Origin of the sequence: Streptomyces sp. NPDC090088, assembly GCF_044747345.1 — a bacterium.
Lineage (GTDB): Bacteria > Actinomycetota > Actinomycetes > Streptomycetales > Streptomycetaceae > Streptomyces.
The window spans coordinates 536,212-559,390 of record NZ_JBIVDZ010000002.1; the positions used below are offsets into that span (position 1 = coordinate 536,212).

24 protein-coding genes are annotated in these 23,179 nt (G+C 72.5%); 15 read left to right on the forward strand and 9 right to left on the reverse strand.

Annotated features, from left to right (window positions below):
- Positions 1-4: 4 nt before the first annotated feature.
- The 3 genes from ACIPSJ_RS11160 to ACIPSJ_RS11170 all read right to left on the reverse strand — a co-directional run bounded on the left by ACIPSJ_RS11160 (position 5) and on the right by ACIPSJ_RS11170 (position 1,611).
- Positions 5-484 (reverse strand): succinate dehydrogenase hydrophobic membrane anchor subunit, encoded by a 480-nt coding sequence (locus ACIPSJ_RS11160; RefSeq protein ID WP_351714984.1) that lies wholly within the window; start codon positions 482-484, stop codon positions 5-7.
- Between the two features lie 5 nt (positions 485-489).
- A complete protein-coding gene (sdhC, locus tag ACIPSJ_RS11165) occupies positions 490-870 on the reverse strand; it encodes a succinate dehydrogenase, cytochrome b556 subunit (protein ID WP_043406142.1) in 381 nt (126 codons plus the stop codon).
- Positions 871-1,062: 192 nt separating this feature from the next.
- Positions 1,063-1,611 (reverse strand): 2-oxo-4-hydroxy-4-carboxy-5-ureidoimidazoline decarboxylase, encoded by a 549-nt coding sequence (locus ACIPSJ_RS11170; RefSeq protein WP_359218009.1) that lies wholly within the window; start codon positions 1,609-1,611, stop codon positions 1,063-1,065.
- 155 nt (positions 1,612-1,766) lie between these two features.
- On the opposite strand from ACIPSJ_RS11170, the gene ACIPSJ_RS11175 reads away from it, so the two are divergent.
- From ACIPSJ_RS11175 to ACIPSJ_RS11200, 6 genes are all read left to right on the forward strand, one after another.
- A complete protein-coding gene (locus ACIPSJ_RS11175; RefSeq protein WP_401345173.1) occupies positions 1,767-3,437 on the forward strand; it encodes a glycoside hydrolase family 20 protein in 1,671 nt (556 codons plus the stop codon).
- A 102-nt stretch (positions 3,438-3,539) separates the two neighbouring features.
- The gene (locus ACIPSJ_RS11180; RefSeq protein WP_401345175.1) at positions 3,540-4,304 is read left to right on the forward strand and encodes a DUF4328 domain-containing protein; all 765 of its coding nucleotides are present in this window, start codon (positions 3,540-3,542) and stop codon (positions 4,302-4,304) included.
- A gap of 145 nt (positions 4,305-4,449) precedes the next feature.
- Entirely contained in the window at positions 4,450-4,935 is a 486-nt protein-coding gene (locus tag ACIPSJ_RS11185) for a hypothetical protein (protein WP_401345177.1), read from the forward strand.
- A gap of 87 nt (positions 4,936-5,022) precedes the next feature.
- Positions 5,023-5,580: a hypothetical protein gene (locus ACIPSJ_RS11190; protein ID WP_401345179.1), complete on the forward strand. Its 558-nt coding sequence runs from the start codon at positions 5,023-5,025 to the stop codon at positions 5,578-5,580.
- Positions 5,581-5,727: 147 nt separating this feature from the next.
- On the forward strand, positions 5,728-6,108 hold the full coding sequence (locus ACIPSJ_RS11195; RefSeq protein ID WP_355715739.1) for a hypothetical protein: 381 nt from the start codon (positions 5,728-5,730) through the stop codon (positions 6,106-6,108).
- Positions 6,109-6,195: 87 nt separating this feature from the next.
- The gene (locus ACIPSJ_RS11200; RefSeq protein ID WP_359218019.1) at positions 6,196-7,668 is read left to right on the forward strand and encodes a DHA2 family efflux MFS transporter permease subunit; all 1,473 of its coding nucleotides are present in this window, start codon (positions 6,196-6,198) and stop codon (positions 7,666-7,668) included.
- Positions 7,669-7,681: 13 nt separating this feature from the next.
- On the opposite strand, the gene ACIPSJ_RS11205 is transcribed toward ACIPSJ_RS11200, so the two are convergent.
- Positions 7,682-9,976: an N-acetylmuramoyl-L-alanine amidase gene (locus ACIPSJ_RS11205; RefSeq protein ID WP_401345182.1), complete on the reverse strand. Its 2,295-nt coding sequence runs from the start codon at positions 9,974-9,976 to the stop codon at positions 7,682-7,684.
- 295 nt (positions 9,977-10,271) lie between these two features.
- On the opposite strand from ACIPSJ_RS11205, the gene ACIPSJ_RS11210 reads away from it, so the two are divergent.
- The 5 genes from ACIPSJ_RS11210 (at position 10,272) to ACIPSJ_RS11230 (ending at position 13,855) form a co-directional block, all read left to right on the forward strand.
- A complete protein-coding gene (locus tag ACIPSJ_RS11210) occupies positions 10,272-10,889 on the forward strand; it encodes an RNA polymerase sigma factor (protein ID WP_359218023.1) in 618 nt (205 codons plus the stop codon).
- The gene (locus ACIPSJ_RS11215; protein ID WP_359218024.1) at positions 10,886-11,011 is read left to right on the forward strand and encodes a hypothetical protein; all 126 of its coding nucleotides are present in this window, start codon (positions 10,886-10,888) and stop codon (positions 11,009-11,011) included. Before ACIPSJ_RS11210 ends, ACIPSJ_RS11215 begins: the two co-directional genes overlap by 4 nt.
- A complete protein-coding gene (locus ACIPSJ_RS11220; RefSeq protein ID WP_401345184.1) occupies positions 11,004-11,741 on the forward strand; it encodes a hypothetical protein in 738 nt (245 codons plus the stop codon). Before ACIPSJ_RS11215 ends, ACIPSJ_RS11220 begins: the two co-directional genes overlap by 8 nt.
- A gap of 387 nt (positions 11,742-12,128) precedes the next feature.
- Complete coding sequence (locus ACIPSJ_RS11225) at positions 12,129-12,791, forward strand: RNA polymerase sigma factor (protein WP_355715721.1); 663 nt, start codon at positions 12,129-12,131, stop codon at positions 12,789-12,791.
- Positions 12,791-13,855: a hypothetical protein gene (locus ACIPSJ_RS11230; protein WP_401345186.1), complete on the forward strand. Its 1,065-nt coding sequence runs from the start codon at positions 12,791-12,793 to the stop codon at positions 13,853-13,855. The genes ACIPSJ_RS11225 and ACIPSJ_RS11230 overlap by 1 nt, the downstream gene beginning before the upstream one ends.
- Before the next feature lie 221 nt (positions 13,856-14,076).
- Here ACIPSJ_RS11230 and ACIPSJ_RS11235 read toward each other — a convergent pair whose 3' ends face one another.
- Positions 14,077-14,934, reverse strand: coding sequence for a L,D-transpeptidase family protein (locus tag ACIPSJ_RS11235; protein WP_359218030.1), 858 nt, complete (start codon positions 14,932-14,934; stop codon positions 14,077-14,079).
- A 99-nt stretch (positions 14,935-15,033) separates the two neighbouring features.
- On the opposite strand from ACIPSJ_RS11235, the gene ACIPSJ_RS11240 reads away from it, so the two are divergent.
- A complete protein-coding gene (locus tag ACIPSJ_RS11240; RefSeq protein WP_401345188.1) occupies positions 15,034-16,614 on the forward strand; it encodes a methylmalonyl-CoA mutase in 1,581 nt (526 codons plus the stop codon).
- 45 nt (positions 16,615-16,659) lie between these two features.
- Positions 16,660-17,313, forward strand: coding sequence for a leucine efflux protein LeuE (leuE, locus tag ACIPSJ_RS11245; protein ID WP_401345190.1), 654 nt, complete (start codon positions 16,660-16,662; stop codon positions 17,311-17,313).
- Positions 17,314-17,322: 9 nt separating this feature from the next.
- On the opposite strand, the gene ACIPSJ_RS11250 is transcribed toward leuE, so the two are convergent.
- Complete coding sequence (locus ACIPSJ_RS11250) at positions 17,323-17,844, reverse strand: PadR family transcriptional regulator (protein WP_355715706.1); 522 nt, start codon at positions 17,842-17,844, stop codon at positions 17,323-17,325.
- 135 nt (positions 17,845-17,979) lie between these two features.
- Here ACIPSJ_RS11250 and ACIPSJ_RS11255 point away from each other — a divergent pair, with 135 nt between their 5' ends.
- Entirely contained in the window at positions 17,980-18,696 is a 717-nt protein-coding gene (locus tag ACIPSJ_RS11255) for a TMEM175 family protein (RefSeq protein ID WP_359218037.1), read from the forward strand.
- A gap of 27 nt (positions 18,697-18,723) precedes the next feature.
- On the opposite strand, the gene ACIPSJ_RS11260 is transcribed toward ACIPSJ_RS11255, so the two are convergent.
- Entirely contained in the window at positions 18,724-20,112 is a 1,389-nt protein-coding gene (locus ACIPSJ_RS11260; protein ID WP_401345193.1) for an FAD-dependent monooxygenase, read from the reverse strand.
- A gap of 71 nt (positions 20,113-20,183) precedes the next feature.
- On the opposite strand from ACIPSJ_RS11260, the gene ACIPSJ_RS11265 reads away from it, so the two are divergent.
- Positions 20,184-20,834 carry a TetR/AcrR family transcriptional regulator C-terminal domain-containing protein gene (locus ACIPSJ_RS11265; protein WP_401345195.1) on the forward strand — a complete coding sequence of 217 codons (651 nt, stop codon included), beginning with the start codon at positions 20,184-20,186 and terminating at the stop codon, positions 20,832-20,834.
- A 96-nt stretch (positions 20,835-20,930) separates the two neighbouring features.
- Here ACIPSJ_RS11265 and ACIPSJ_RS11270 read toward each other — a convergent pair whose 3' ends face one another.
- Positions 20,931-21,833, reverse strand: coding sequence for a class I SAM-dependent methyltransferase (locus ACIPSJ_RS11270; RefSeq protein ID WP_401345197.1), 903 nt, complete (start codon positions 21,831-21,833; stop codon positions 20,931-20,933).
- Positions 21,834-21,930: 97 nt separating this feature from the next.
- Positions 21,931-23,040, reverse strand: coding sequence for an acyltransferase family protein (locus tag ACIPSJ_RS11275; RefSeq protein ID WP_401345199.1), 1,110 nt, complete (start codon positions 23,038-23,040; stop codon positions 21,931-21,933).
- Between the last annotated feature and the right edge of the window lie 139 nt (positions 23,041-23,179).

Here is a 23,179-nt window from a genome sequence, read left to right on the forward strand (position 1 = left end):
GTGCCTAGCGGATGTTCGGGTCGAAGGTGAAGATCACCAGCGAGCCCAGCAGGATGGTGAACACCGTGGCCGTGTAGAGCAGGCCCTTGAGCCACAGCCGGGTGTTCGCGCGCTCCGCGTAGTCGTTGATGATCGTGCGCAGGCCGTTCGCGCCGTGCAGCATCGCGAGCCACAGCATCAGCAGGTCCCAGACCTGCCAGAAGGGGCTCGCCCAGCGGCCGGCCACGAAGGCGAAGCCGATCTTCGACACGCCGCCGTCGAGCACCAGCTGGATCAGCAGGTGGCCGAGGACGAGGACGACCAGCACGACACCGGACAGGCGCATGAACAGCCAGGCGGCCATCTCGAAGTTGCCGCGGGTGGAGCGCGGGGTCTTCTTGGTGCGCTTGCGCGGGGCCTCGATGAGGGGGGCCGGGTTGTCGACGTTGAAGAGGGGCGCGCCCTCGACGGGGCCGACGCCGGCGGTGGTTTCAGTGGTCGACATCTGCGTCAGCTCCCGAACAGGACACGAGCGGCGTGGCCGAGAACGGGGTAAATGGCCCCGGCCATCAGGACGACCCAGACACCGACGACCGTCCAGAGCATCTGCTTCTGGTAGCGCGGGCCCTTCGACCAGAAGTCGACGGCGATGACACGCAGGCCGTTGAGCGCGTGGAAGAGAATGGCGGCCACGAGGCCGTACTCCAGCAGTGCGACGATCGGCGTCTTGTACGTGGCTACGACCTTGTCGTAGTCCTCGGGGGAGACGCGGACGAGAGCGGTGTCCAGCACGTGAACGAACAGGAAGAAGAAAATGAGGACGCCGGTGACTCGGTGAGCCACCCAGGACCACATTCCTTCCCGGCCGCGGTACAGCGTTCCAGCCGGCACGGAAGTCCCTCCGGGAGCGGGGTATCGGGGCCGCGCCGGCTTGTGGGTGTCGGTCGGGCCCGGCCGGGTACGGTCCACCGGCCCCCAGCATCGTAGCGATGCGCTGCCGCCGGGCTTACGCCGGGCCTACCGGTGTGATCAAAGTGGCACGCGTATGGGTTAGCCGGGCGGCGTCCGGGGTGCCGGGTTTGGTCATTTGCCGGGTGCGGGTGCGTTTGGGCTGGTCGCGCAGTTCCCCGCGCCCCTGAGTTTCTCGGTGAGCCGTTGCCCGGCAAGGCGCCGCAGTTCCTCGGCCGCGATGATCCGTTCCTCTTCCGGATCGTTTGTCAAACGTGACCGGATGCCTTCCAGGACGCGGTCCAGGGATTCGGCGGGCGACGTGTCTCCCAGGTGGATGACGAACACGTGCCCGAACTTGGCCTCGTAAGCCGCGTGGGCGGCGGTGAGGGCCGTGTGGGCCGCCGAATAGGTGTCCTCGGGAAGGTCCGGCAGGCACTCGCCCGCCAGTGCCTCCGACAGGTCCGCCGGGGAGAGGTCGTACGCCGCCTCGTCCGCCGCGGCCAGGAGGGACTCCACGTCGGGGTAGGGGCGGTGGTCGGCGATGCGGCGGGACCAGCGCAGGTTGTGGAGGCAGTGCAGGAGCAGCGCGCCGGCCTCGGTGTCGGGGGCGGCGTTGAAGGCGTCCAGCGGGGTGGGGAGATGGGGCAGACGGTGGGCGGGCAGCGTGGGTCCTCGCGTCACATGCGGTGTGGCAGGGGATGCTGGGAGAGATGTGTCGTCGACGTTATCGAGGACGTTCACGATGTGTCCGTTGGTTGCCTGAATTTCACCCGAACGGGAGAGTTTCAGAGCGGGTGGATGACGTCGGTGCGGTGGTCGCGTCGTAGGTTGGGGCCGTGAGCCAGCACAGGCGCAGGCCTTCGGGACGGCAGGTCGCGCGGCGGCGGGCGGTGGTCGCCGCCGCCTTCGTGGGGACCGTCGCGCTCGGTACGGGCATCGGGGTGTGGGCCGCCTCCGACGACGGCGACGGCGAGACGGCGGCCGGATCGGCCCGGCGGCCCGCCGGGAGCAGCCAGGCCGCCTCGTCCGCCGACCGGGCCGGGGCCGCCACCCCCACTCCCGCGCCCACCCGCAGCTACCCCCTCTCCCGGGCCCCGCGCACCATCCCCGCCGTGCGCTCCCACACCGCCGCCCGGGGACCCGGCTGGCGCCCCGCGAAGAACGGGCGGGTCGTGGTGAGCGACCCGGCGCTGGCCGACGAGGGCCGGCTGACGGCGGGCGAGCTGGGGCTGGCGTACGCCGGACAGAAGGGCGCGGACGAGGACGTACGCGCCGGTGATCTGCGGCTCGACCTCGGTGGGACGGGGGACCCGGAGTCGTACACGATGACCGTGCGCGGCGGGTCGGTGCGGATCAGCGGGCCCGGGGACGCGGGTGTCTTCTACGGCACCCGGACGCTGAAGCAGGAGGTGCACGGCGGTGGCACCGCCCCCGAGGGGGTCGTGAAGGACCAGCCGGCCAAGCCGCAGCGCGGGTTCATGCTGGACATCGCGCGCAAGCCGTTCACCGCCGGGTGGATCGAGGCCCGGATAAAGGAGCTCGGCGATCTCAAGTACAACCAGTTCGGGCTGCACTTCTCCGACGACCAGGGCTTCCGGATCGAGTCCGCCACCCACCCCGAGATCGTCTCCAAGGACCATCTGACCAAGGCCCAGGTCAAGAGGATCGTCGCGCTCGCCGCGAGCCGGCACATCCAGGTCGTCCCCGAGATCGACTCGCCCGGTCACCTCGGCGCCGTCCTCGCCGCCCACCCCGAGCTGCAACTCCGCGACGCGCAGGGCGTCGCCACCAAGGGCGCCGTCGACATCTCCCTGGACGCCTCCGCGAAGCTCGTCGACGACCTGCTCGACGAGTACGCCGACGTCTTCCCCGGCTCCTACTGGAACCTCGGCGGCGACGAGTACCAGGCCCTGACCGTCGCCGACCCGGAGGCCTCCTACCCGCAGCTCGCCGACGCCGCGCGGCAGGCATACGGCGACTCGGGCACCGTCGCCGACCTCACCACCGGCTGGCTGGGGGACCGCGCCGACACCGTCCGCGCCCACGACCGCACCCTGCGGGTCTGGAACGACGGCTTCTTCCGGGGCACCTCCGTGCAGCCCGCCGAGGACCTCCAGGTCGCCTACTGGACCGGCAAGGAGATCGGCGCCCGGCAGCCGGCGGAGTACCTGAGCGCCGGGCGGAAGGTCCTCAACTACAACGACGAGTTCCTCTACTACGTCCTCGGCGAGCCCAACACCTTCGTCTATCCGACCGGGCAGCGGATCTACCAGCAGTGGACCCCGCGCGTGCTGCGCGGCACGACGGCCGTCCCCGCCGCCTACGACGCGCAGATCCTCGGCGGCTCGTTCGCGGTCTGGTGCGACCTCGCGGGCTCCCAGACGCAGGACCAGGTGGCCGCCGGCATCCGGATGCCGCTGCGGGCCACCGCGCAGAAGCTCTGGGACCCGCGCACCCCGGCGCTGTCGTGGACCGCGTTCGAGGGACTCGCGGACAAGCTGGGCTGATACGCGGTCAGAGGTGGACGTACGGCGGTGGCGGGCCGTATGTTCCGCTTCCGCGCGCGGACCGGGGGAGGGTTCCGTGCCCTACCCCGGGGGGACTCCGCCTTGATCTGCGCCCGCTGCCACCACTTCGCCGCCGCGCCCGGCGCCACCCTGTGCCACCGCTGCCTGGGCGACTCGTCCGAGCCCGTCCCGGCGTTCGGGAGTTCGCCGGGGCTGTGGCTGCGCTCGCCGGTCGGGCTCGGCTGGGCCGCCGTGGTGCTGCTCGGGGTCGTCGTCGCCGCCGATCTGTTCGCCGTCGCTGCGGACCTCCTCCAGTACGACGCCGCGGGCGCGCTGGCCGACGGCGAGCCGAGCGCCGCCGCCTTCCGCCGGGCCGAGCGCGCCGACTCGCTCCTGGCCGCGGCCGCCGGGGCCCAGGCCGTCGCGCTGGTCGCCTGCGTGATCGTGTACCTGTGCTGGTTCCAGCGGGTGCGGGCCAACGCCCAGGTCTTCAACCCGCTCGGGCACCGCAAGTCGCCGGGCTGGGCGATCGGCGGCTGGTTCGTGCCCGTCGTGAACCTCTGGTTCCCGCGCCGGATCACCCTCGACATCTGGGACGCCAGCAGCCCCTGGGGCACGACCCGTTCGCACGCGCTGGTCAACGCCTGGTGGACGCTCTGGCTGGCCTCGCTGTTCGCCGACCGCCTCGCCACGACCGGCGACGGCGACGCCGAGGGCGCGGCCCAGGTCCGCGACGGCGCCCTGCGGATGGCGATCTCGGACTCCCTCGACATCGCCGCCGCCGTCCTCGCGATCCTCCTCGTGGTGCGGCTGACCCGGATGCAGCACGAGAAGGCGATGGCGGGCGCCACCCCGGCCGCGCTCTGACCCGCGCTCTGATCCGTGCACCGATCCGTGCCCTGATCCGCGCACTGGTCTGCGGCGTGATTCGCGCCCTGATCCGCGGCCGCACGCGTCTGGCGGACTCCCCTGCCTCTGTGGTGTATTCGGCCCGGGACGAGGGGGGACCGGTATGGGTCACTGGGGGTATTTCGTCGTCGGACGCGGCGGGCTTCCGCCCGACGGGGGCGTGCTGCGGACCTCGGCTCCCGAGGGCTGGCAGGTGTGGCAGTACGACAGCCCGGACGCCGACGTCGGCAGCATGAACGCCCTCGCCGCGCGCACCGGTTCGCCCGCGCTGTTCGGCTACGTGATGGACGGCGCCTGTGTGGTCGTCGAGGCGGCGGGGCCGGAGAGCGGCGGCTGGGCCACCTGTCTGGGCCGGGCCGCGGCGGGCCGGTATCTGGGGGTCGGTGAACAGGGACTGTCCCTGGAGGACTACTTCCTCGAACCCCGGGACGCCGCCGGCCGCGCCGTCGCCTGGGCGGCCGAGGCCGGGCACACCGTCGGCGCCGACGCGCTCCTCGCCGTCCTCGGTGCCGACCCGGACCCGTCGGCGCCGTTGGCCGAAAACCCTTTCTTCCGGCTGCTCGACCTGCTGGGCGTCGTACCGCTGTGACACTCCCGGCGGATCGCACGCAGTTAGGGGAAGTGCGGGCTCCGTAAAGGTCGGCGCCTTGGTATGGACCGGTGTGGGAGGCGTGGCATGAGCCTGGTGGAGCTGATCGCGCAGGCCGATGAACGCGGACTGGCCGCCAGTGGATTGGCCTGTTTGGATCGGTGCGTGCCGCTGCTCGGCGGGGACGACCTGGTGCTGCGGCCGCTGTGGACGAGCCTCGCCGACGGCTCCGACTGGGGCGAGGGGCTGGAGAAGGCGCGCGGTTCGCTCGGCACCGGTGAGACCGCCGCCGGGGACGCCGACGAGGCCGAGATGCTCGCCCGCCGGATGCTCGCCGCCGCGCCCGAGTCGCACGAGGCGGCCGGCATCCGGGTCTGGGCCGACGCCTGTTCCGTCGCCTCGCTGCAGATCCACCGGCTCCTGGACCCCGCCGAAGGCGCGGCGGCCCCGGCCGACACCCGCCGCGAAGGCGGTGCCGAGGGCATGTCCCCGCTGGTCGCCGCCGAACTCCGCCGGCAGGTCACCGTCCTCGAACTGATCGCCGGCCACGGCGCGGCCGGACTGCGCCGCGCGCTGGACGTCTCCACCGAGGGCCGCCGGGTGCTGCGCGCGGTGGTCTCCCGCCGGGCCCGCGGCCGGGCCTGAACCGCCGGACCTGAGAGCTTCCTGTGCGTGCCGTGCGGTGGAGCTGCGGCGGACTTGAGGGGGTCCTGCGCCGGTTGCGGAAACAGCCCGGATCCGGGTGACGAAAACGCCGCTGACCTCGCTCTTCTCTATGTGACAGCCCACTACGTGACAGCACAGCAGCAGCCCAGGCCGCACGCCGCCGTGAAACCGGCCCGCTGGGCGGCGGACGCGGTGGCCATGATGCGCGAGGGTGCGCGGGTCCGGCTCGACTACTCGGCGCAGAGCCTGTGGCGGGTCGACCGGACGATCGAGGAGATACGCCGGGAGGGCGCGCCGTACGACGCCGTGCGGGAGATGCTCCGCGGCCTCGGCGCCTACGCCGGCGAGGTGATCGTCCGGCAGGGCGGCGCCGAGTGGTGGGCGTCGGGCGGCGACCACTGGATCCGCACCCACGACGGACGGCTGTGGGACCCCATCGACGAGGCCCGGCGCTGCTACGGCGGCCATGGCTCGCTGCGGCTGCTCTGCCGGGACGCGGTGGCGTAGCCGGCCCGGCGCCGGCGGTTCGGCAAAAACCCCGAAATTGGAGACGCGGCCGTTCCCAACTGGCCCTGGCGGGGGCACGATTGACCCATGGCCGAAAACCGACGCTGGTGGGTCCTGGTCGTCATCGCACTGGCCCAGCTGATGGTCGTGCTCGACATGACCATCGTCAATATCGCGCTCCCCTCCGCCCAGACCGCCCTGCACATGTCGGACGGGAACCGGCAGTGGGTCATCACCGCCTACACGCTCGCCTTCGGCGGACTGCTGCTGCTCGGCGGCCGGATCGCCGACCTGGCCGGACGGAAGATGGCGTTCCTGACCGGGCTCGTCGGCTTCGCCGCCGCCTCCGCGCTCGGCGGGGCCGCGGTCAACGAGGGGATGCTCTTCGGGGCGCGGGCGCTGCAGGGCGTGTTCGCCGCGCTGCTCGCCCCGGCCGCGCTGTCGCTGCTCGCGACCACCTTCACCGATCCGAAGGACCGCGGGAAGGCGTTCGGCATCTTCGGCGCGATCATCGGCGCCGGCGCGGCGGTCGGGCTGCTCGCGGGCGGCTTCCTCACCCAGTACCTGGACTGGCGCTGGTGCCTGTACGTCAACGTGCCGATCGCGCTGGTCGCGTTCGCCGGTGCCTGGGTCCTGCTGCCCGGCGGCGGCCGCCACCCGGACGCCCGCCTCGACGTACCCGGCGCCCTGCTCGGCTCGGCCGGCATGCTCGCCCTGGTCTACGGCTTCTCCGAGGCGGAGTCCCGGAGCTGGACCGACTCCCTGGTCCTGACCCTGCTGATCGGCGGGGTCGCCCTGCTCGGCCTCTTCGGGCTCTGGCAGACCCGCGCCCCGGTCCCGCTGCTCCCCATGACGGTGGTCCGCGACCGGCAGCGCGTCGGCGCCTTCCTCACCGTGCTGCTCACCACCATCGGCATGTTCGGCGTCTTCCTCTTCCTCACCTACTACATGCAGCGCGTCCTCGGGTACTCGCCCGTGAAGACCGGCGTCGCCTACCTCCCCATCACCGTCGGCATGGTCACCGGCTCCACCCAGGTCGCCGCCCGGCTGCTGCACCGGGTCCCGCCGCGCGTGCTGATGGTCCCCGGACTGCTGCTGGCGGCCGGAGCGCTCGCGCTGATAGCCCAGGTCGGGGTCGAGCCCGCGTACGCCTCGCACATCCTGCCCGGCATGCTGATGCTCGGCCTCGGCATGGGTACGGCGATGATGACCTCGGTCTCCCTGGCCACCGGAGGGGTCGCCGCGCGTGACTCGGGCGCGGCCTCGGCCACCTTCAACACCGCCCAGCAGGTGGGCGGTTCGATCGGCACCGCGCTGCTCAACACCATCGCGGCGAGCGTCACCACCCGGTACGCCGGCGCGCACGCCGCGAGCATCCCGAACCGGGCGCTCCTTGAGGCGAAGGCCGCGGTGCACGGCTTCAACGTGGCGACCTGGTGGGCGATGGCCGCGCTGCTGCTGGGCGCGCTCGTCGCCGGAGTGGTCGTGAACGCGGACCGGGCGCCCGTCCCGCTGGAAGCGCGGGAGCGGACGCCCGAACCGGTGGACTCGGCCACCTGAGCCGTCTCTCCGGCTACTTGAGGTACACCAGGCCGTCCGTCGTGACCGTCGGGCGGCCGCTGGTGCCGACCACCACGATCTTCACGGTGTGCTTGGCACCGGACGACCAGCTCTTGGTCCAGATCGCCTGGCGGTAGGAGGTCGTCGCGGACTTCAGGTCGACGGTCGCGACCTTGGTGCCGTCGACGTACACGTACGCCTGGCCCGAGGTGGCCGCCCGGCTGACCACCCAGGACGCGGACCGGCCGGTGAAGGTCCAGCTCAGGCTCGCGTTCTTGGAGCCGCTGGAGTACGACTTGCCGCCCAGGTAGTTGGTGGACGACCGGGCCGTCCAGGTACCGGACCTGACGGCCGAGGTCTCCTGGAGGATCACCGGGGTGAAGGACGGCGACGAGGTGCGGGTGTTGCCCGCGTAGTCGGCCGCCTTCATCGACCAGACGGACGCCGAGCCCGGCTTGGCGGTGCGGCTGGAGCCGGTCGTGGTCGGGCCGAAGGCGGCCGTCGTCGGGGAGAGCAGGCTCACCGACTTCAGCGCCGCGTTGTCGGCGGCCTTCCAGCCGAGGGTGACCGGGACGGCGGTGGCGCTGACGGTGCCGGTGCGCAGGGAGAGCTTCGGCGCGGTGGTGAAGGTGGGCGCGGTGGTGTCGGTGACGACGGTCAGCGCGGCCGTCGTCGCGGTCCTGCCCGACTGGTGCACGGCCCGTACGGCGACGCTGTGGCTGCCCGCGGTGAGCGTGGCGCTCGCCGAGGTCGCCGTGCCGGAGGCGGTGGCGGCCACCTTGCCGTCCACCAGCACCTGGAACTTCGAGATCAGCGAACCGGGCGTGGTCGTCGACCACTTCGCCGTGACCGTGCCCTTGGTGTAGTACGTCGAGCCGGACAGGCCCGCGCCGGACAGCGAGGTGAGCTTCAGGCCCTGCACCGGGCCGGCCGCCCAGGCGCGGACGGTCGGCAGCTGCGGGTAGAGCGAGTTGCCGGGGCACTGGGTGTTGTAGCCGTCGCGGTGACCGGAGATCCGGTTGAAGGTGTACGCGGTGCCCGAGGTGTAGGCGGTGCCGAGGTAGTTGGTCTGGGTCGCGCCCGCCGTGAGCTTCACGGTCCCGGCCGGGTCGGCGCCGTACTGGCCGAGCTTCCAGGCCGCGAGCCGGGCGATCGACGTCAGGGCCGCGTCCGTGGCACCGGCGGTGGTGTAGTCACCGAGCACGGCGATACCGGCCGACTCCCGGTTCCAGCCGTAGGTGTGGGCACCGAGCACCGGCAGGTCGACGCCGCCCTTGCGGCCCTCGAAGATGGTGCCGCACTTGTCGACCAGGAAGTTGTAGCCGATGTCGTTCCAGTGCTCGGTCTGCGTGTGGTACGCGTAGATGCCCCGGACGATCGCCGGGGACTGCGCGCACGTGTAGTCGTTGGTGCCGTCCGTGTGGTGCACGAACACGGCCTTCACGTCCGCGTTGTAGTCCGACGGGTCCGGGCTCAGCGACTCGTCGGCGCCCCAGCCGGCCCGCGAGACGATCGGCGGCTCGGGCACGGTGGACGGCGGAGCGGTGGGGGTACTGGCGGACGCGCTCGCCGAAGCCGAAGCCGAAGCCGACGCGGATGCCGACGCCGATGCCGAGGCGGAGGCCGTCGCCGAGGGGGACTCGGACACGGAGGCCGAGTCGCTCGGGGCGGCGGAGTCGGAGGCCGTAGCGGACTCGGTGGCCGAAGGGGACCCGGCGGGCGACTCGGAGCCGGCCGGCGACTGCGAGTCGGCGGGTGACGCGCTGTCACTCGGGCTCCCCTCCACCACGAACGCCGCGGGCTCGGCCTTCGCCTCCGCGTCGGTCACCACCCCGGGGTCGACCAGGTTCACCTGGAGCCCCTTGGGCAGCCCGGAGCTGGTGGAGCCGTCCTGGTGGACGACCTGGACCTGGACACCGTCGGAGGGGCCGACCCACAGCGGCTCGGAGGCACCGCGCGCGTCGGCGCCGGCCTCCGGGTCCTCCAGCGGGTCGGCGGCCTCCAGGTCGTGCCAGGCGGTCCACTCGCCGGTGCCGACGGACCGGGTGCGCACCTGGGCCGTACCGTGCAGCCGCTTGGCCGCCCCGGTCCACGAGACGCCGAGCAGCGAGAACTGCCTGGTGTCCGTGCGCGCCAGCTTCCGCTCGCCGCTCGCGCCGCCCGTCAGCGCCAGGTCGTACACCCGCACCGGCCGCTTGGCCTGTCCGCCGGCCCCGTGACCGGCGGACGGGCTGGCGACGGCGTACGACACCACGCCCCCGCCGCCCAGGACCACCGCACCCAGCGTCAGCCACACCCGCCGCTTCACGCTCAGCGGTCTGTACGCACGCTTGCCGCGTGGACTCACTCGTCCCCACCCCTAGAAGAAGACCATCGCTGTCACGCCTGTCAGGCACTGTCACGCCTGTCACACAGGCAACGCTTAGACACAGCGTCCGGAGCTGACCAAACGTCACTCGCGGCGGCCGGATCCGGCCGACTGTGACACTTCTGTGGAGCCGGACGCTGGTGATCGTGGGGGCTGTGCGCACCGCCGGACGGGGCGCACGGACGAGGTTGGGTTCGCGGAGCCCGATTCGCACTCGGTACGAACGAGGAACGTGTTGAGCCAGGGAGGGCGGACCCGCCGCGCGCAGGCCCACGACGGCGAGCTCGGTGACGCCGTGGCGCGCGCCCAGGAAGGCGACGAGGCCGCGTTCGCGGTCGCGTACCGGCTGGTGCAGCCCGGTCTGCTCGGCTACCTCCGCGGGATCGTCGGCGACGACGCCGAGGACGTGGCCGCGGACGCCTGGCTGGAAATCGCCCGGGACCTGGGCCGGTTCCAGGGCGACGGGGCCGGTTTCCGGGGCTGGACGGCGACCATCGGCCGGCACCGGGCGCTGGACCACCTGCGCCGGCTGAAGGTACGGCCCCGGTCGACGGCGCTGGAGCAGGACGTGCTGGATCTGCCGGGCACGCACAGCACCCATGACCAGGCCCTGGAGTCGCTCTCCACCGAGCGGGCCCTGGAACTGGTCCGCTCGCTGCCCCGCGACCAGGCGGAGGCGGTGCTGCTGCGGGTGGTGGTCGGCCTGGACGGCCCGGCCGCCGCCCGGGTGCTCGGCAAGCGCCCGGGCGCGGTCCGCACGGCCGCCCACCGGGGGCTGAAGGGCCTGGCCCGGCGGCTGGGTGCGACGGGTGTGACGCAGGAGGATTCCCGGACGCTGGGGGAGTCGACATGAACGCCGAGGACGGCGCGCACGGCGAGAACGCGACGGACGCCCCCGACGGCGGGAACGTCAGGGGCGGCAGGAGCGGCCACGACGGGCGGCCGTCGGACAGGGACGGACAGGGACATGGGTGAACCGCGAAGCGACGATGCCGAGCGCGGCCGTCGGCACGCGCACCCCGACGGCACGGTGCCCGGGGCCGGGGCCGGGGCCGGGGCCGCCGGTCCGGCGCTGGAGGTGCTGCTCGCCGCCGCCATCCGCGGGGACGCCCCCGGCACCGAGGGCGAACGGCAGGCGGTCGCCGCGTTCCGGACCGCCCGGGACGCCGGCGCGCACCGGGCGCGGACCCGGCGCCGGGACGACTGGCGCCCGCGCGAGCAGCGACGCGTCCGCCGCTCGGTGAAGGCGACCCTGACCATGGCCCTGGCGAGCCTCACCCTGGGCGGCGTCGCGGTCGCCGCGATCGGGTCCGTGCACTCCTCGGGGCACGGCCACGACGACGGCCGGCGGCCCGGCTCCGCGCCGAGCGCACCGGGCGGCTCCGTCGGCCGGCCGGCCACGGACGACCCCGGCACCCCCGGGCGCACCGGCCCGTCCGGGCGCCCCGTCACCGCGCAGGACACCGAGGCCCACTGCCGGGCCTACGAGAAGGTCAAGGACAACGGCCGGGCGATGGACTCGACGGCCTGGCAACGGCTGATCCAGGCCGCCGGCGGTGAGACGAACGTAACCGCGTACTGTGCCGAGCTGCTGTCACAGACAGCGGCAAACGGGAAGAAGACGGCCAAGCCCGGCAACACGAAGAAGCCCGTCGACACGGGCAACTCGGGCAAGGGCAAGTCCGCGAGCGGCAAGGGCGGCTGACTGCGCGGGTCGACGGCCGGATGATCAACCGGCCCCGGGTGCCTCCGCGTTGACGCGTCGAGCGGCACCGAGGCAACGGCCGGGGCCGCCACCCCCCACAGGAGAGGCCCCGGCCGTCGCGCGGCACGGACCGCGCGGCGGCCCGTACTTCGTTCAGCGCCATGACTGCGTTTTCTGTCACACCCCACGGCGTCACGAGTTAGTTGCATCTTGTACGGACATGGACGGGGAACGGATTCAGTGCGTAACGTGCAGTTCGCGCCGGGCCGTGGAAGACGCATGACCACCGCAACCATCCACGGCCCCGAACATCAATTGAGGAACCACGACGGCGAGGAACCACGTCCGCGAGAGCGGCGCCGGTTTAGGCGCAAAGAGGGATATCGGGTGCTGGGGGACGACGCGGAGCTGACCGCCGCGGTACGTGCGGCACAGGACGGGGACGAGACCGCGTTCCGCGTCGTCTACCGTGCGGTCCAGCCCCGCCTGCTCGGATACGTCCGAACGCTGGTCGGTGACCCGGACGCCGAGGACGTCGCCTCCGAGGCCTGGCTGCAGATCGCCCGGGACCTGGACCGGTTCAGCGGCGACGCGGACCGGTTCCGCGGCTGGGCCGCCCGGATCGCCCGCAACCGCGCCCTCGACCACATACGGATGCGCGGCCGCCGCCCCGCGATCGGCGGCGACGAGACGGAACTGGCCGGCCGGGCCGCCGAGTCGGACACCGCCGGAGAGGCCATCGAGGCGCTGACCACCGACTCCACCCTCGCCCTCATCGCCCGGCTGCCGCAGGACCAGGCCGAGGCGGTCGTCCTCAGGGTGGTCATGGGCCTCGACGCCAAGACCGCCGCCGATACCCTCGGTAAACGCGCCGGCGCCGTGCGGACGGCGGCCCACCGGGGTCTGCGGAAACTCGCGGAACTCCTCGGCGCCGACCCGGACAAGGCGGGCGTCCTGGACGCGCTGCCGCCCCAGCGGGAACCGAATGATCGTGCGGTGACATCCGCGAGTGTGACGCATACGCGTTCGCGGACGCAGAAGGACATGTGATGGCCGACGAGCAGGACAAGTGGCTGAACCGGGCGACGGCGGAACGTCTGCTGCGCGGTGAGTCGCTGGAAGCCGTCGACGCATCCGCCCGTGACCAGGCAGAACGCCTCGCGCGCAGGCTCGGCTCACTCTCCGTGCCGGCTGTGCCCGCCGACACCGAACTCCCTGGTGAGGAAGCCGCTTTGGCTGCCTTCCGCAAAGCGCGCGAATCCGCCGAGGACGAGCGGACCGCCCTGGCGCGGCAGCCGGGAAGGACCGGGCGGAGCGCCGACGCGGGGCTCTTCCGGATCGGCGCCGGTACCGGACCGCTCCGCGCCCCGGGCTGGGCCCGCCCCGCGCGGTTCGCCCTCGCCGCCGCGCTGACCGTCGGCATGCTCGGCGGGGTCGCCGCGGCGGTGGGCACCGGTGTGCTGCCGACCCCGTTCGGCGACGACCGCCCCGCACCGGGGGCCTCCGTCTCGGCCGCCGGCACCCCCGCACAGCCGCAGGGCTCGACCTCGCCCGAGTCCCTGCTCGGCGGCGAGAGCGGCACCCCCTCCTCCGGCACCACGTCCGGCGGCTCCGGGACGTCCTCGCCCGCCCCGTCCGGCAAGCCGCGGGGGCGGGACACCGACTCGGCCGGCACCCCGGGCGGCCGGTGGAGCGGTGCGCTGACCTCCTGCCGGACCATCCTGAACGGCAAGCCGCTTGGCGCCGACCGCAAGCGCGCCCTGGAGGGGCTGGCGGGCGGCGCCGACCGGGTGAACAGGTTCTGCAGGACCGTCCTCGGCTCCAGCGCGAGCGCCGGCAAGGACGGCACCACCGGCGACGGCAAGGGCGGCTCGGGCGGCCAGGGCAACGGCCAGGGCAACGGCAACGGCCTGGGCGGCGACGACGGCCAGGGCGGTGACGGCGACGGCCGGCCGGGCCACACCGGCGGCAACGGCGGCGGAGACGGCGACGGCAACGGCGGGGGCAACGACCACCACGAGGACGGCGCCGCCTCACCCGCCCCGACCGGCTTCGCCCCCCTGCTGCCGAACCAGCCCGTCGCCACCCCCTCCCCGACGTACAGCGCGCTTTGACCTTTAGGCAACGCTGTGACCTGCTGTTTTTAAAGTCGCTGAACTTTTTTCCCGCAGGGTGTGACGTTTTCAGCGGCGGTGGCGCAGTAAAGAGTGAGCCGACTGGTCATCGGCCGTCGCACAGAGCCGGGGTTCCCCCCGTACCTGCGGCTCGTGCATTGGCGCGGGCGGGACACGTTCCCCCGGTCCCGCCCGCGCCCCACACGTCTCCACACCCCCGCTCACCAGTACACGACGACCTTGTCGCCGTTCCGTACCCGGGCGTACAGCTCCGAGATCGCCGCCTCGTCCCGCACGTTGACACAGCCGTGCGAGCCACCCGCGTAGCCCCGCGCCGCGAAGTCGTACGAGTAGTGCACCGCCTGGCCGCCGCTGAAGAACATCGCGTACGGCATCGGGGAGTGGTAGAGCGTCGAGAAGTGGTGCCGTGACTTCCAGTAGACGTGGAACACCCCCTCACGGGTCGGGGTGAACTGCGTCCCGAACCGCACCGACATCGTCGACACCGTCCGCCCGTCGACCATCCAGCGCAGCGTCCGGCTGGTCTTGCTGATGCACAGCACCCGCCCGGTCAGGCAGCGCCGATCGGGCGCGGCGGCCGGCTGACCGCCCATCAGGTACAGCTCCCACTTCCCCGGCCGGTGCGTCATCGCGACCAGCCGCCGCCAGGTCACGGCGTCCGTCTCACCCGTCCGGGGCAGCCCGCGCCTGCCCTGGAACCCCTTGACCGCCTGGGCCGTGAGGTCGTCGTAGGTCCCCGTCGGCCCGTCGAACAGCCAGGCGACCTGGCGCAGCCGGGCCTGCAGCTCGCGGACGCCGGTACCGGTGTCGCCGCGGGTGTACACGATGTGCGGCGGGGTGGTCTCGACGGCGGACGGGGTGGGGGCGGGGGTGGGCTTCGCCCCGGCCGTCCTGCCGGGCGGGGAGCTGTGCGGGAGCTCGATGTGGATGGGCGAGTGCCCCTTGGCGTCCCCGTTCGTCGGCTGCGCGGTGCAGCCGACGAGCACGGCGAGGGCGGCGACCGCGACGGCGGGCCGCCCCACGATCCGGGAGGCGTCCGAGAACCCGGTGACCTTCATGCCGAGGATGCTTCCCCGCGTGACCGCCGCCGAACAAGAGGGCATGGTGGGAAGAAGGAGACACACCGGCGTACAGGCGCACTGCGGAGGTCACCCACCATGGCCCGTGAGTCGGAGTCCGGACTGCCCGTCGACCCGGTCTACGGCCCGTCGGCCCTGGCCGGCTGGGACCCGGCGGAGAAACTCGGCGACCCGGGGTCGTACCCCTTCACCCGGGGCGTCTACCCGACGATGTACACCGGCCGCCCCTGGACCGTGCGCCAGTACGCGGGCTTCGGTACGGCGGCGGAGTCCAACGCCCGCTACCGGCAGCTGATCGCCCACGGCACCACGGGCCTGTCCGTCGCCTTCGACCTGCCCACCCAGATGGGCTACGACTCGGACGCGCCGATCGCGCACGGCGAGGTCGGCAAGGTGGGCGTGGCGATCGACTCGGTCGAGGACATGCGGGTGCTGTTCGACGGGATCCCGCTGGACCGGGTGTCGACGTCGATGACGATCAACGCCCCGGCGGCCGTGCTCCTGCTGCTGTACCAGCTGGTGGCGGAGGAGCAGGGCGTGCCGGCCGGCGCCCTGACCGGCACGATCCAGAACGACGTGCTGAAGGAGTACATCGCGCGCGGGACGTACATCTACCCGCCCCAGCCGTCGCTGCGGCTCACCGCGGACATCTTCCGCTACTGCCGGACCGAGATCCCGAGGTGGAACACCATCTCCATCTCCGGCTACCACATGGCCGAGGCGGGGGCCTCGCCCGCGCAGGAGATCGCCTTCACCCTCGCCGACGGCATCGCGTACGTGCGGACGGCGGTCGCCGCGGGGATGGACGTGGACGACTTCGCCCCCCGGCTGTCCTTCTTCTTCGTGGCGCGTACGACGCTCCTCGAGGAGGTCGCCAAGTTCCGTGCCGCGCGCCGGATCTGGGCGCGGGTGATGCGGGAGGAGTTCGGGGCCCGGGACCCCCGGTCGATGATGCTGCGCTTCCACACCCAGACGGCGGGCGTCCAGCTGACGGCGCAGCAGCCGGAGGTGAACCTGGTCCGGGTGGCGGTCCAGGGCCTGGCCGCGGTCCTCGGCGGCACCCAGTCGCTGCACACGAACTCCTTCGACGAGGCCATCGCCCTGCCCACGGACAGGAGCGCGCGGCTGGCGCTGCGCACCCAGCAGGTGCTGGCGCACGAGACCGACGTGACGGCGACGGTGGATCCGTTCGCGGGTTCGTACGCGGTCGAGCGGATGACGGACGACGTGGAGGAGGCGGCCGTCGGCCTGATGCGCCGGGTCGAGGACCTGGGCGGTGCGGTGGCGGCGATCGAGCGGGGCTTCCAGAAGGGCGAGATCGAACGGAACGCGTACCGCATCGCGCGGGAGACCGACGCGGGGGAGCGGGTGGTGGTGGGCGTCAACCGGTTCCGCCTGGACGAGGAGGAGCCCTACGAGCCGCTCCGCGTCGACCCGGCCATCGAGGCCCGGCAGGCGGAACGCCTCGCCCGGCTGCGCGCCGAACGGGACCGGCCGGCCGTCGACTCGGCCCTGGCCGCCCTGCGGAAGGCGGCCGTGGGTGACGACAACGTGCTGCCCCCGATGCGGGAGGCGCTGCGGGCCCGGGCGACGGTCGGCGAGGTGTGCGACACGCTGCGGGAGGTGTGGGGCGAGTACGTCCCCACCGACGCCTTCTGACCCGGGCCGGGGGCGTTGTCGTACCTCCGTGCGAGACTTCTTCGCATGTTCGGCGTCATCGATCTCCCCACCTATCTGGCAGGACTCGTCCTGATCGTCCTGCTGCCCGGCCCCAACTCGCTGTACGTGCTGTCCGTCGCCGCCCGCCAGGGCGTCCGGGCGGGTTACACGGCCGCCGCGGGCGTGTGGTGCGGCGACACCGTGCTGATGACGCTGTCGGCGGCCGGGGTGGCCTCGCTGTTGCAGGCCAACGCCGTGCTGTTCGGGATCGTGAAGTACGCGGGCGCCGGATATCTGACCTGGCTGGCGATCGGGATGCTGCGGGCGGCCCGGCGCATGTGGCGGTCGCGGAAGGAGCGGGCGGTGGTGGAGGCGGCCCCGGTCGCCGCCGCCGCGGCGGAGCGGCCGTACCGCCGGGCCCTGGTGATCAGCCTCTTCAACCCCAAGGCGATCCTGTTCTTCGTCGCCTTCTTCGTGCAGTTCGTCGACCCCGGGTACGCCTACCCGGCGCTGTCCTTCGTCGTCCTGGGCGCCTTCGCCCAGCTGGCCAGCTTCCTCTACCTCAGCGCCCTCATATTCAGCGGCACCCGGCTGGCCGACGCGTTCCGCCGCCGCAAGCGGATGTCGGCGACGGCCACCTCGGCGGCGGGGGTGCTGTTCCTGGGCTTCGCGGTCAAGCTGACGCTGGCCGGCGCCTGAGCGCGGCGCCTACAGGCGCTCGGTGAGCTGCTCGGCGGCCCAGTCGGCCCACTCCTGCGAGGTCTTGGAGCCGCGCAGCCCGTACTCGAGGATGAGCCAGCCGCAGACCTGGACGGGGTCGCCGACCCATTCGGCGTCGTCGTGCAGGGACTGCAGCGCGGCGAGCCGCTCACGGTTGGTCTGCGCGAACTTCTCCAGGTACTCGACGCCCTCCTCGCGGGTGAGGGTCCACAGGAAGAGGACGCGGAGCAGGGCCGCGCTGCGGAACGCGAGGTCGAGGCCGGGCTCGGTGAGCCAGCGGCGCAGTTCCGCGCGCCCCGCGTCGGTGATGCCGTACTCGCGGCGCTGGCGTGCGCCGGTCCCGGTGACCTCGATCAGTCCGCTCTCGCTGAGCTTGGCCAACTCGCCGTAGACCTGGCTCTTCTGCGCGGGCCAGACCATGGCCAGGCCTGTCTCGAACCGCTTGAGCAGGTCGTATCCACTGGCTGGCTGCTCGGCCAGGAGACCGAGAAGGGCGTGGGGCAGGCTCATGGCCTCACCCTACCGTTCCGGAATTCACCGGTCAGTGGTGGACAGAGCAAGATCGACCGGCCATGCTTGGACCGTCCAACATTGGACTCTCGCCTCACGCCGCCCGTTCCGCCGCGCAGAAGGAAGCAACCGACGATGGCCGACACCCGCGCAGAGAGCACCGCCGGGACACCCCAGGAGACCGCGACGACCGAGACGACCGAGGCGGTGGAGGGGACCGGGGAGGCGGCCGCGGACCAGCCGGCGAGTCCGGAGCGGCTGATCTACTTCTCGGACGCGGTGGTGGCCATCGCGATCACCCTGCTCGCCCTGGAACTGCCGGTCCCCACCGGGGACGTCCACGGCAACGGCGAGGTGCTGCACTTCCTGCGCGAGCATCTGGCGGAGTACGGCGCGTTCCTGGTCAGCTTCTGGGCCATCGCCGTCCACTGGCTGATCCACCAGCGGCTGTTCCGGTACGTCTCCGGGCTCTCGGGCGGTGCCATCCGGTGGAACCTGCTGTGGCTGCTCGCGATCGTCGTCACGCCGTTCACCACGAAGCTGCTGACCAGCGAGGCCGACGCGTTCCAGGTCCAGTTCATCGTGTACGCGGCCAACCAGGTCCTCACGGGCCTGTTCTTCCGGCTGGCCTTCACGGACCTGCGCAGGTCCGGTGGCTTGCGCACCTCCGCGTCACCGGAGGCCGTGTCGGACATCATGAGCTGGCTGACCGCGATGATCGTGGCCTTCCTGATCTCGATCCCGGTCGCGCTGGTCACCCACTGGGCGGCCGTGTGCTGGGCGCTGCTCCCGGCGATACGGGCCGGCCTCCGCCTCCTGCGGCGCACGCCCCGGACCGCCGTCGCTGCCTGAGCCCGCACCGCGGTCGCCCTCCCCGCCCTACCCCGCGTCCAGGGCTCCGGTGCGCGCCGCGTACGCCCGCAGCCCCTCGGCCGTGTCGCCCGCCCAGCCCACATAGCCGTCCGGGCGGACCAGGAACAGACCCGGGCCGTACGACTTTGGGGCCGGCAGGCCGCGCATCCCGTCGACCGGCTCGGGGGTCAGCAGGGTCCAGTGCGGTCCCCGGAACGCGTCGAACATCCGCACCCCGGCCGCGTTCCGTCCGTCGGGCGCACGGTCCCCGGCCCGCACCGGGCCGGGGACCCTCCGGGTCTCCTCCGCCAGCGAGGACTCCCGGTAGCCGAGCCCCAGCTGGACCGTCGCCTCGCCCCGCCGCACCTCGCCCCGGTGCACGCCCGTCGAGAGGTCCAGCATGGCGGCGGCGTTGGCCCGGCGCTCCTCCTCGTAGGTGTCGAGGAGCCCCTCCGGGGCCCTCCCGCCGAGCACCGCGCCCAGCTTCCAGCCCAGGTTGTAGGCGTCCTGGACGCTGGTGTTCAGCCCCTGGCCGCCGGCCGGGGAGTGCACATGGGCCGCGTCGCCGGCCAGCAGGACCCGGCCCGCCCGGAAGCGGTCGGCGAGGGCGGCACGCGGGCGGAAGTCGGAGGCCCAGCGGAGTTCGGTGACATCGGACGCGGCCAGTGGGGCGTACGCCGACACCAGTTGCCGTACGCCCGCCAGGGACAGGTCGGCCTCGGTGCCCTCCGGCAGCTTCGCCGCCAGCTGGAAGTCCTCCGTGCCGGCCAGCGGGCAGAGTGCCACGCCGTAGCCGTCGCCGCCCATGAAGACATGCCAGTGGTCGCGGTCCAGCCCCCGCACCCGCAGATCGGCGACCAGGTACGGGCTCGGGTCCACCGACTCCCCGGTCATCCCCACGCCCACCGCGCGCCGTACGGCCGACCGCCCGCCGTCCGCCGCCACGACGTACCGCGCGCGAGTCGTCGTACCGTCGGCGAAGCGGACCGTCACCCCCTCCGCGTCCTGTGCCAGGTCCACCACCGCGCGCCCGAACGCGACCCGGCCGCCCAGCTCCCGCAGCCGCGCGTACAGGACCTCCTGCGTCCGCCACTGCGCGATCATCAGCGGCTCGGTGTACGGCGCGCCCTCGTCCGCCGCCACCGCGTCGAACATCGGCCCGGCCTCCTGCGGTTCGCCGTCCTTCCAGACCAGCCGCGGCGGGTAGAGCCCGCCGGCCGCGCGGATCGCCTCGCGCACCCCGAGGTCGTCGAAGACCTCCTGGGTCCGGGGCTGGATCCCCTTGCCGCGCGACCCCGGGAACAGCTTCTCGCCCGCCTCCACGACCAGCGCGTCCACCCCGCGCCGGGCGAGGTCGATGCCGAGGGTGAGCCCGGTGGGACCCGCGCCCACCACCAGAACATCCAGCGCATCCATCGCATATCTCCTTAACGCTGTTAAGTGCCGTCGCCGACAAGGCTGCCCTTAACGCTGTTAAGCTGTCAAGCGTGAGTACGGAACGACGCGCGCCCCTCGACCGCCGGCGGGTCGCCGACACGGCCCTGCGCCTGCTGAACGAGACCGGCCTCGACGGCCTGACCCTCCGGGCCATCGCCCGGGAACTCGACGTCAAGGCCCCGGCCCTGTACTGGCACTTCAAGGACAAGCAGGCGCTGCTCGACGAGATGGCGACCGAGATCTACCGCCGGATGCTCGCGGACACGGTCCACGGCCCCGCCGACACCTGGCGGGACCGGCTGCGCGCCACGAGCCGCGCCCTGCGCACGGCCCTCCTCGGCTACCGCGACGGCGCCAAGGTCTACAGCGGCTCACGCTTCACGGGCATCGTGCACGCCCCCGCCCAGGAGGCCTACCTGCACGCCATGACCGAGGCCGGCTTCACCCTCGCCCAGGCGGCCCGGGCGGGCATGACGGCCAACGCCTACACCATCGGCTTCGTCACCGAGGAACAGGGCGTCCACCCCCTCCCGGGCGAACGCCGAGAAGGCTACGACCCCGACGAACGCGCCCGCCTGCTAGCCGACTTCCCCCTCTCGGCCGCCGCGGGCCGAGAGATCTTCACCGACTACGACACCCACTTCGAGGACGGGTTGGAGTTGGTGCTCGCCGGAATCAGCGCACGGTACAAGATCAACTGACGCGCGCCCCAGTTCCCCAGGGGCGCGGGGAACTGCGCGACCAGCCCCCACACACCCGCACCCGCCCGACAATCCCTCGCGGCACCCCCGTGGGCGCTACCGCACAACCCTCCGCAGCGCCCGCGTCAGCACCGGCGGCAGCAGATCCACCGCCACCCGCCGCACCCGGCTCCGCCCCCGCGCCACCGCCGCCGGGGCCACCGCGGGAGCCGTCGCCTCCACCGGAGGTTCCGGCAGATCCGCGTACCGGGACTCCGGAAACCCCACCCCCCGCATCCCCTTCGACTTCAGCCGGATGATCCGGTGCCCCGCCGCCTCCTGCATGCTCAGATGGCAGTCGGCCCGCCCCCGCACCATCTCGATCAACTCCTCCTGCACCGGCCCGGGGTCCCCCCACGTCCCGTACAGCTTCTGCGTGCTGAGGCAGACCGGGCTCAGCCCCCGGTTGAGGACCGCCTCCCACGCCGCTACGGAGACGCCGGGCGTGTGCTCGGAGCGGAAGTCGTCGAGGACCAGGATCCCGTCGGGCAGCAGCAGATCGTGCGCCGCCCCTATGTCACCGTGCACATGCGCGTACAGGTGCGAGGCGTCGACATGCACGAACCGGCAGGAGCGGGGCGGGACTTCGGCCGGCACCACGCTGCTGGGGCCCTGTAGCACCCGGGGCAGTTCGTCGTGGAAGGCGAGGTAGTTCTCCTCGAAGAGCCGCCGGGTCAGCCGGCCGTACGACTTCGTGGACTCCGCCCGGTTCGCGTCGTCGGGCGCGTCGCCCTCGAACAGGTCGCAGACGGTGAAGGACTCGCCGGACCGCAGGTGCCGGCCGGTGAAGATCGCGCTCTTGCCCAGGTAGACCCCGACCTCCAGGAGGTCGCCGCGCAGGCCTGCGCTCTCCTGCCGGCCGAGGAACCAGTCGAAGAGCACCTGGTCGAGTACGGGGAACCAGCCGGGCACGTCGTCGAGCCGGCGGGGCGGGCGGGTCGTTTCCTGGGTGGTGGTCATAGGGGGCGCATGCCCGCCGCACAGCTCCGAAATCGACGGAGAGATGAACGGCGGGCCAAGTCCCCCAAAAGTTAACGAGAAGTGAATTCAGACTGAATTACGAATTTCGCAATGCCCTTTTCAATCGCGGCCCCACCGGTGTCTCCACGAAACGGTGGATCAGCCAGGCCAGTCCGAGCATTCCGCACACCGTGATCAGAAGGGTGGGCCAGGGGGGCACTCCCCAGCCCCGGCGCAGCACCCGGATCACGAACCATCCGAGGTGTTCGTGCACCAGGTAGAAGGGGTACGTCAGCGCCCCGGCCGTGGTCAGCCAGGGCCAGGCCGCCCACCTGGTCCAGCCCGCCGCGACCGCCGCCACCGCGGCGAACGCGAGCGTGACGACCAGCATCACGACGTGCGGGGCGCGGGGCGATCCGGTGTGCCACAGCCCCTCCGTGGCCATGCGCAGCCCGAGGATCCAGGAGAGCGCCACGATGCCCCAGGGCAGCAGCCGGTTCCCGAAGCGGTGGACGAGGTAGAGGGCCAGGCCGCCGACGAAGTACGGGGCGTAATGGGGCATGACGACCAGCTCGGTCCAGGAGCCGCCGGCCGAGGTGCTCAGCACGGCGGCCAGGGTCCACACCGAGCAGAACAGCACCACCCGGCGGTAGGTGACCCCGGGCAGGACGACGAGCAGCGCGAACAGGGCGTAGAAGCGCACCTCGACCCAGAGGGTCCAGCAGACGCCGAGGACGCGGGGCGCGCCCAACGGCTGTTGCAGCATGGTCAGGTTGACCAGGAACTCGTCGGTGCGGACCGCGTGCACGACGGCCGGCAGCACCAGGGATGCGCCGGTGACCAATGTCACGGCGACCCAGTAGGCGGGGTAGAGGCGGGCGACGCGGGAGCGGAAGAAGTCGCCGAGGGGGCGGCCCCAGCTGCTCATGCAGATCACGAAGCCGCTGATGACGAAGAAGAACTCGACGCCGAGACAGCCGTATGCGGCCGCCCCGGACAGGGTCGGGAAGACCTGGGCGGGGTTCTGGTGCCAGGACGCGGAGACCACTCCGCCGCGTCCCGCGTAGTGGTAGAGGCAGACCATCAGGGCGGCGACGAGCCGCAGTCCGTCGAGGGCGAGAAGTCGGGTGCGGAGGTGTCCGGGTGGGGCCGGGACGACCGGGATCTGCGCAGGCGGGGGCGCCAGTGTGGGGGTCGCGAGAGACATGGTCCGGGATGCCTACCCGGGCCCGGGCGGCTAATCATCCGATCTGTTTCCGAAGTCCCCGGGACGTGGGAAGTCCCATACCGTCACCTGGGGGAATCATAGAAAGTGTGCGGTGAACCTGCTAACCATTCTCTTACCC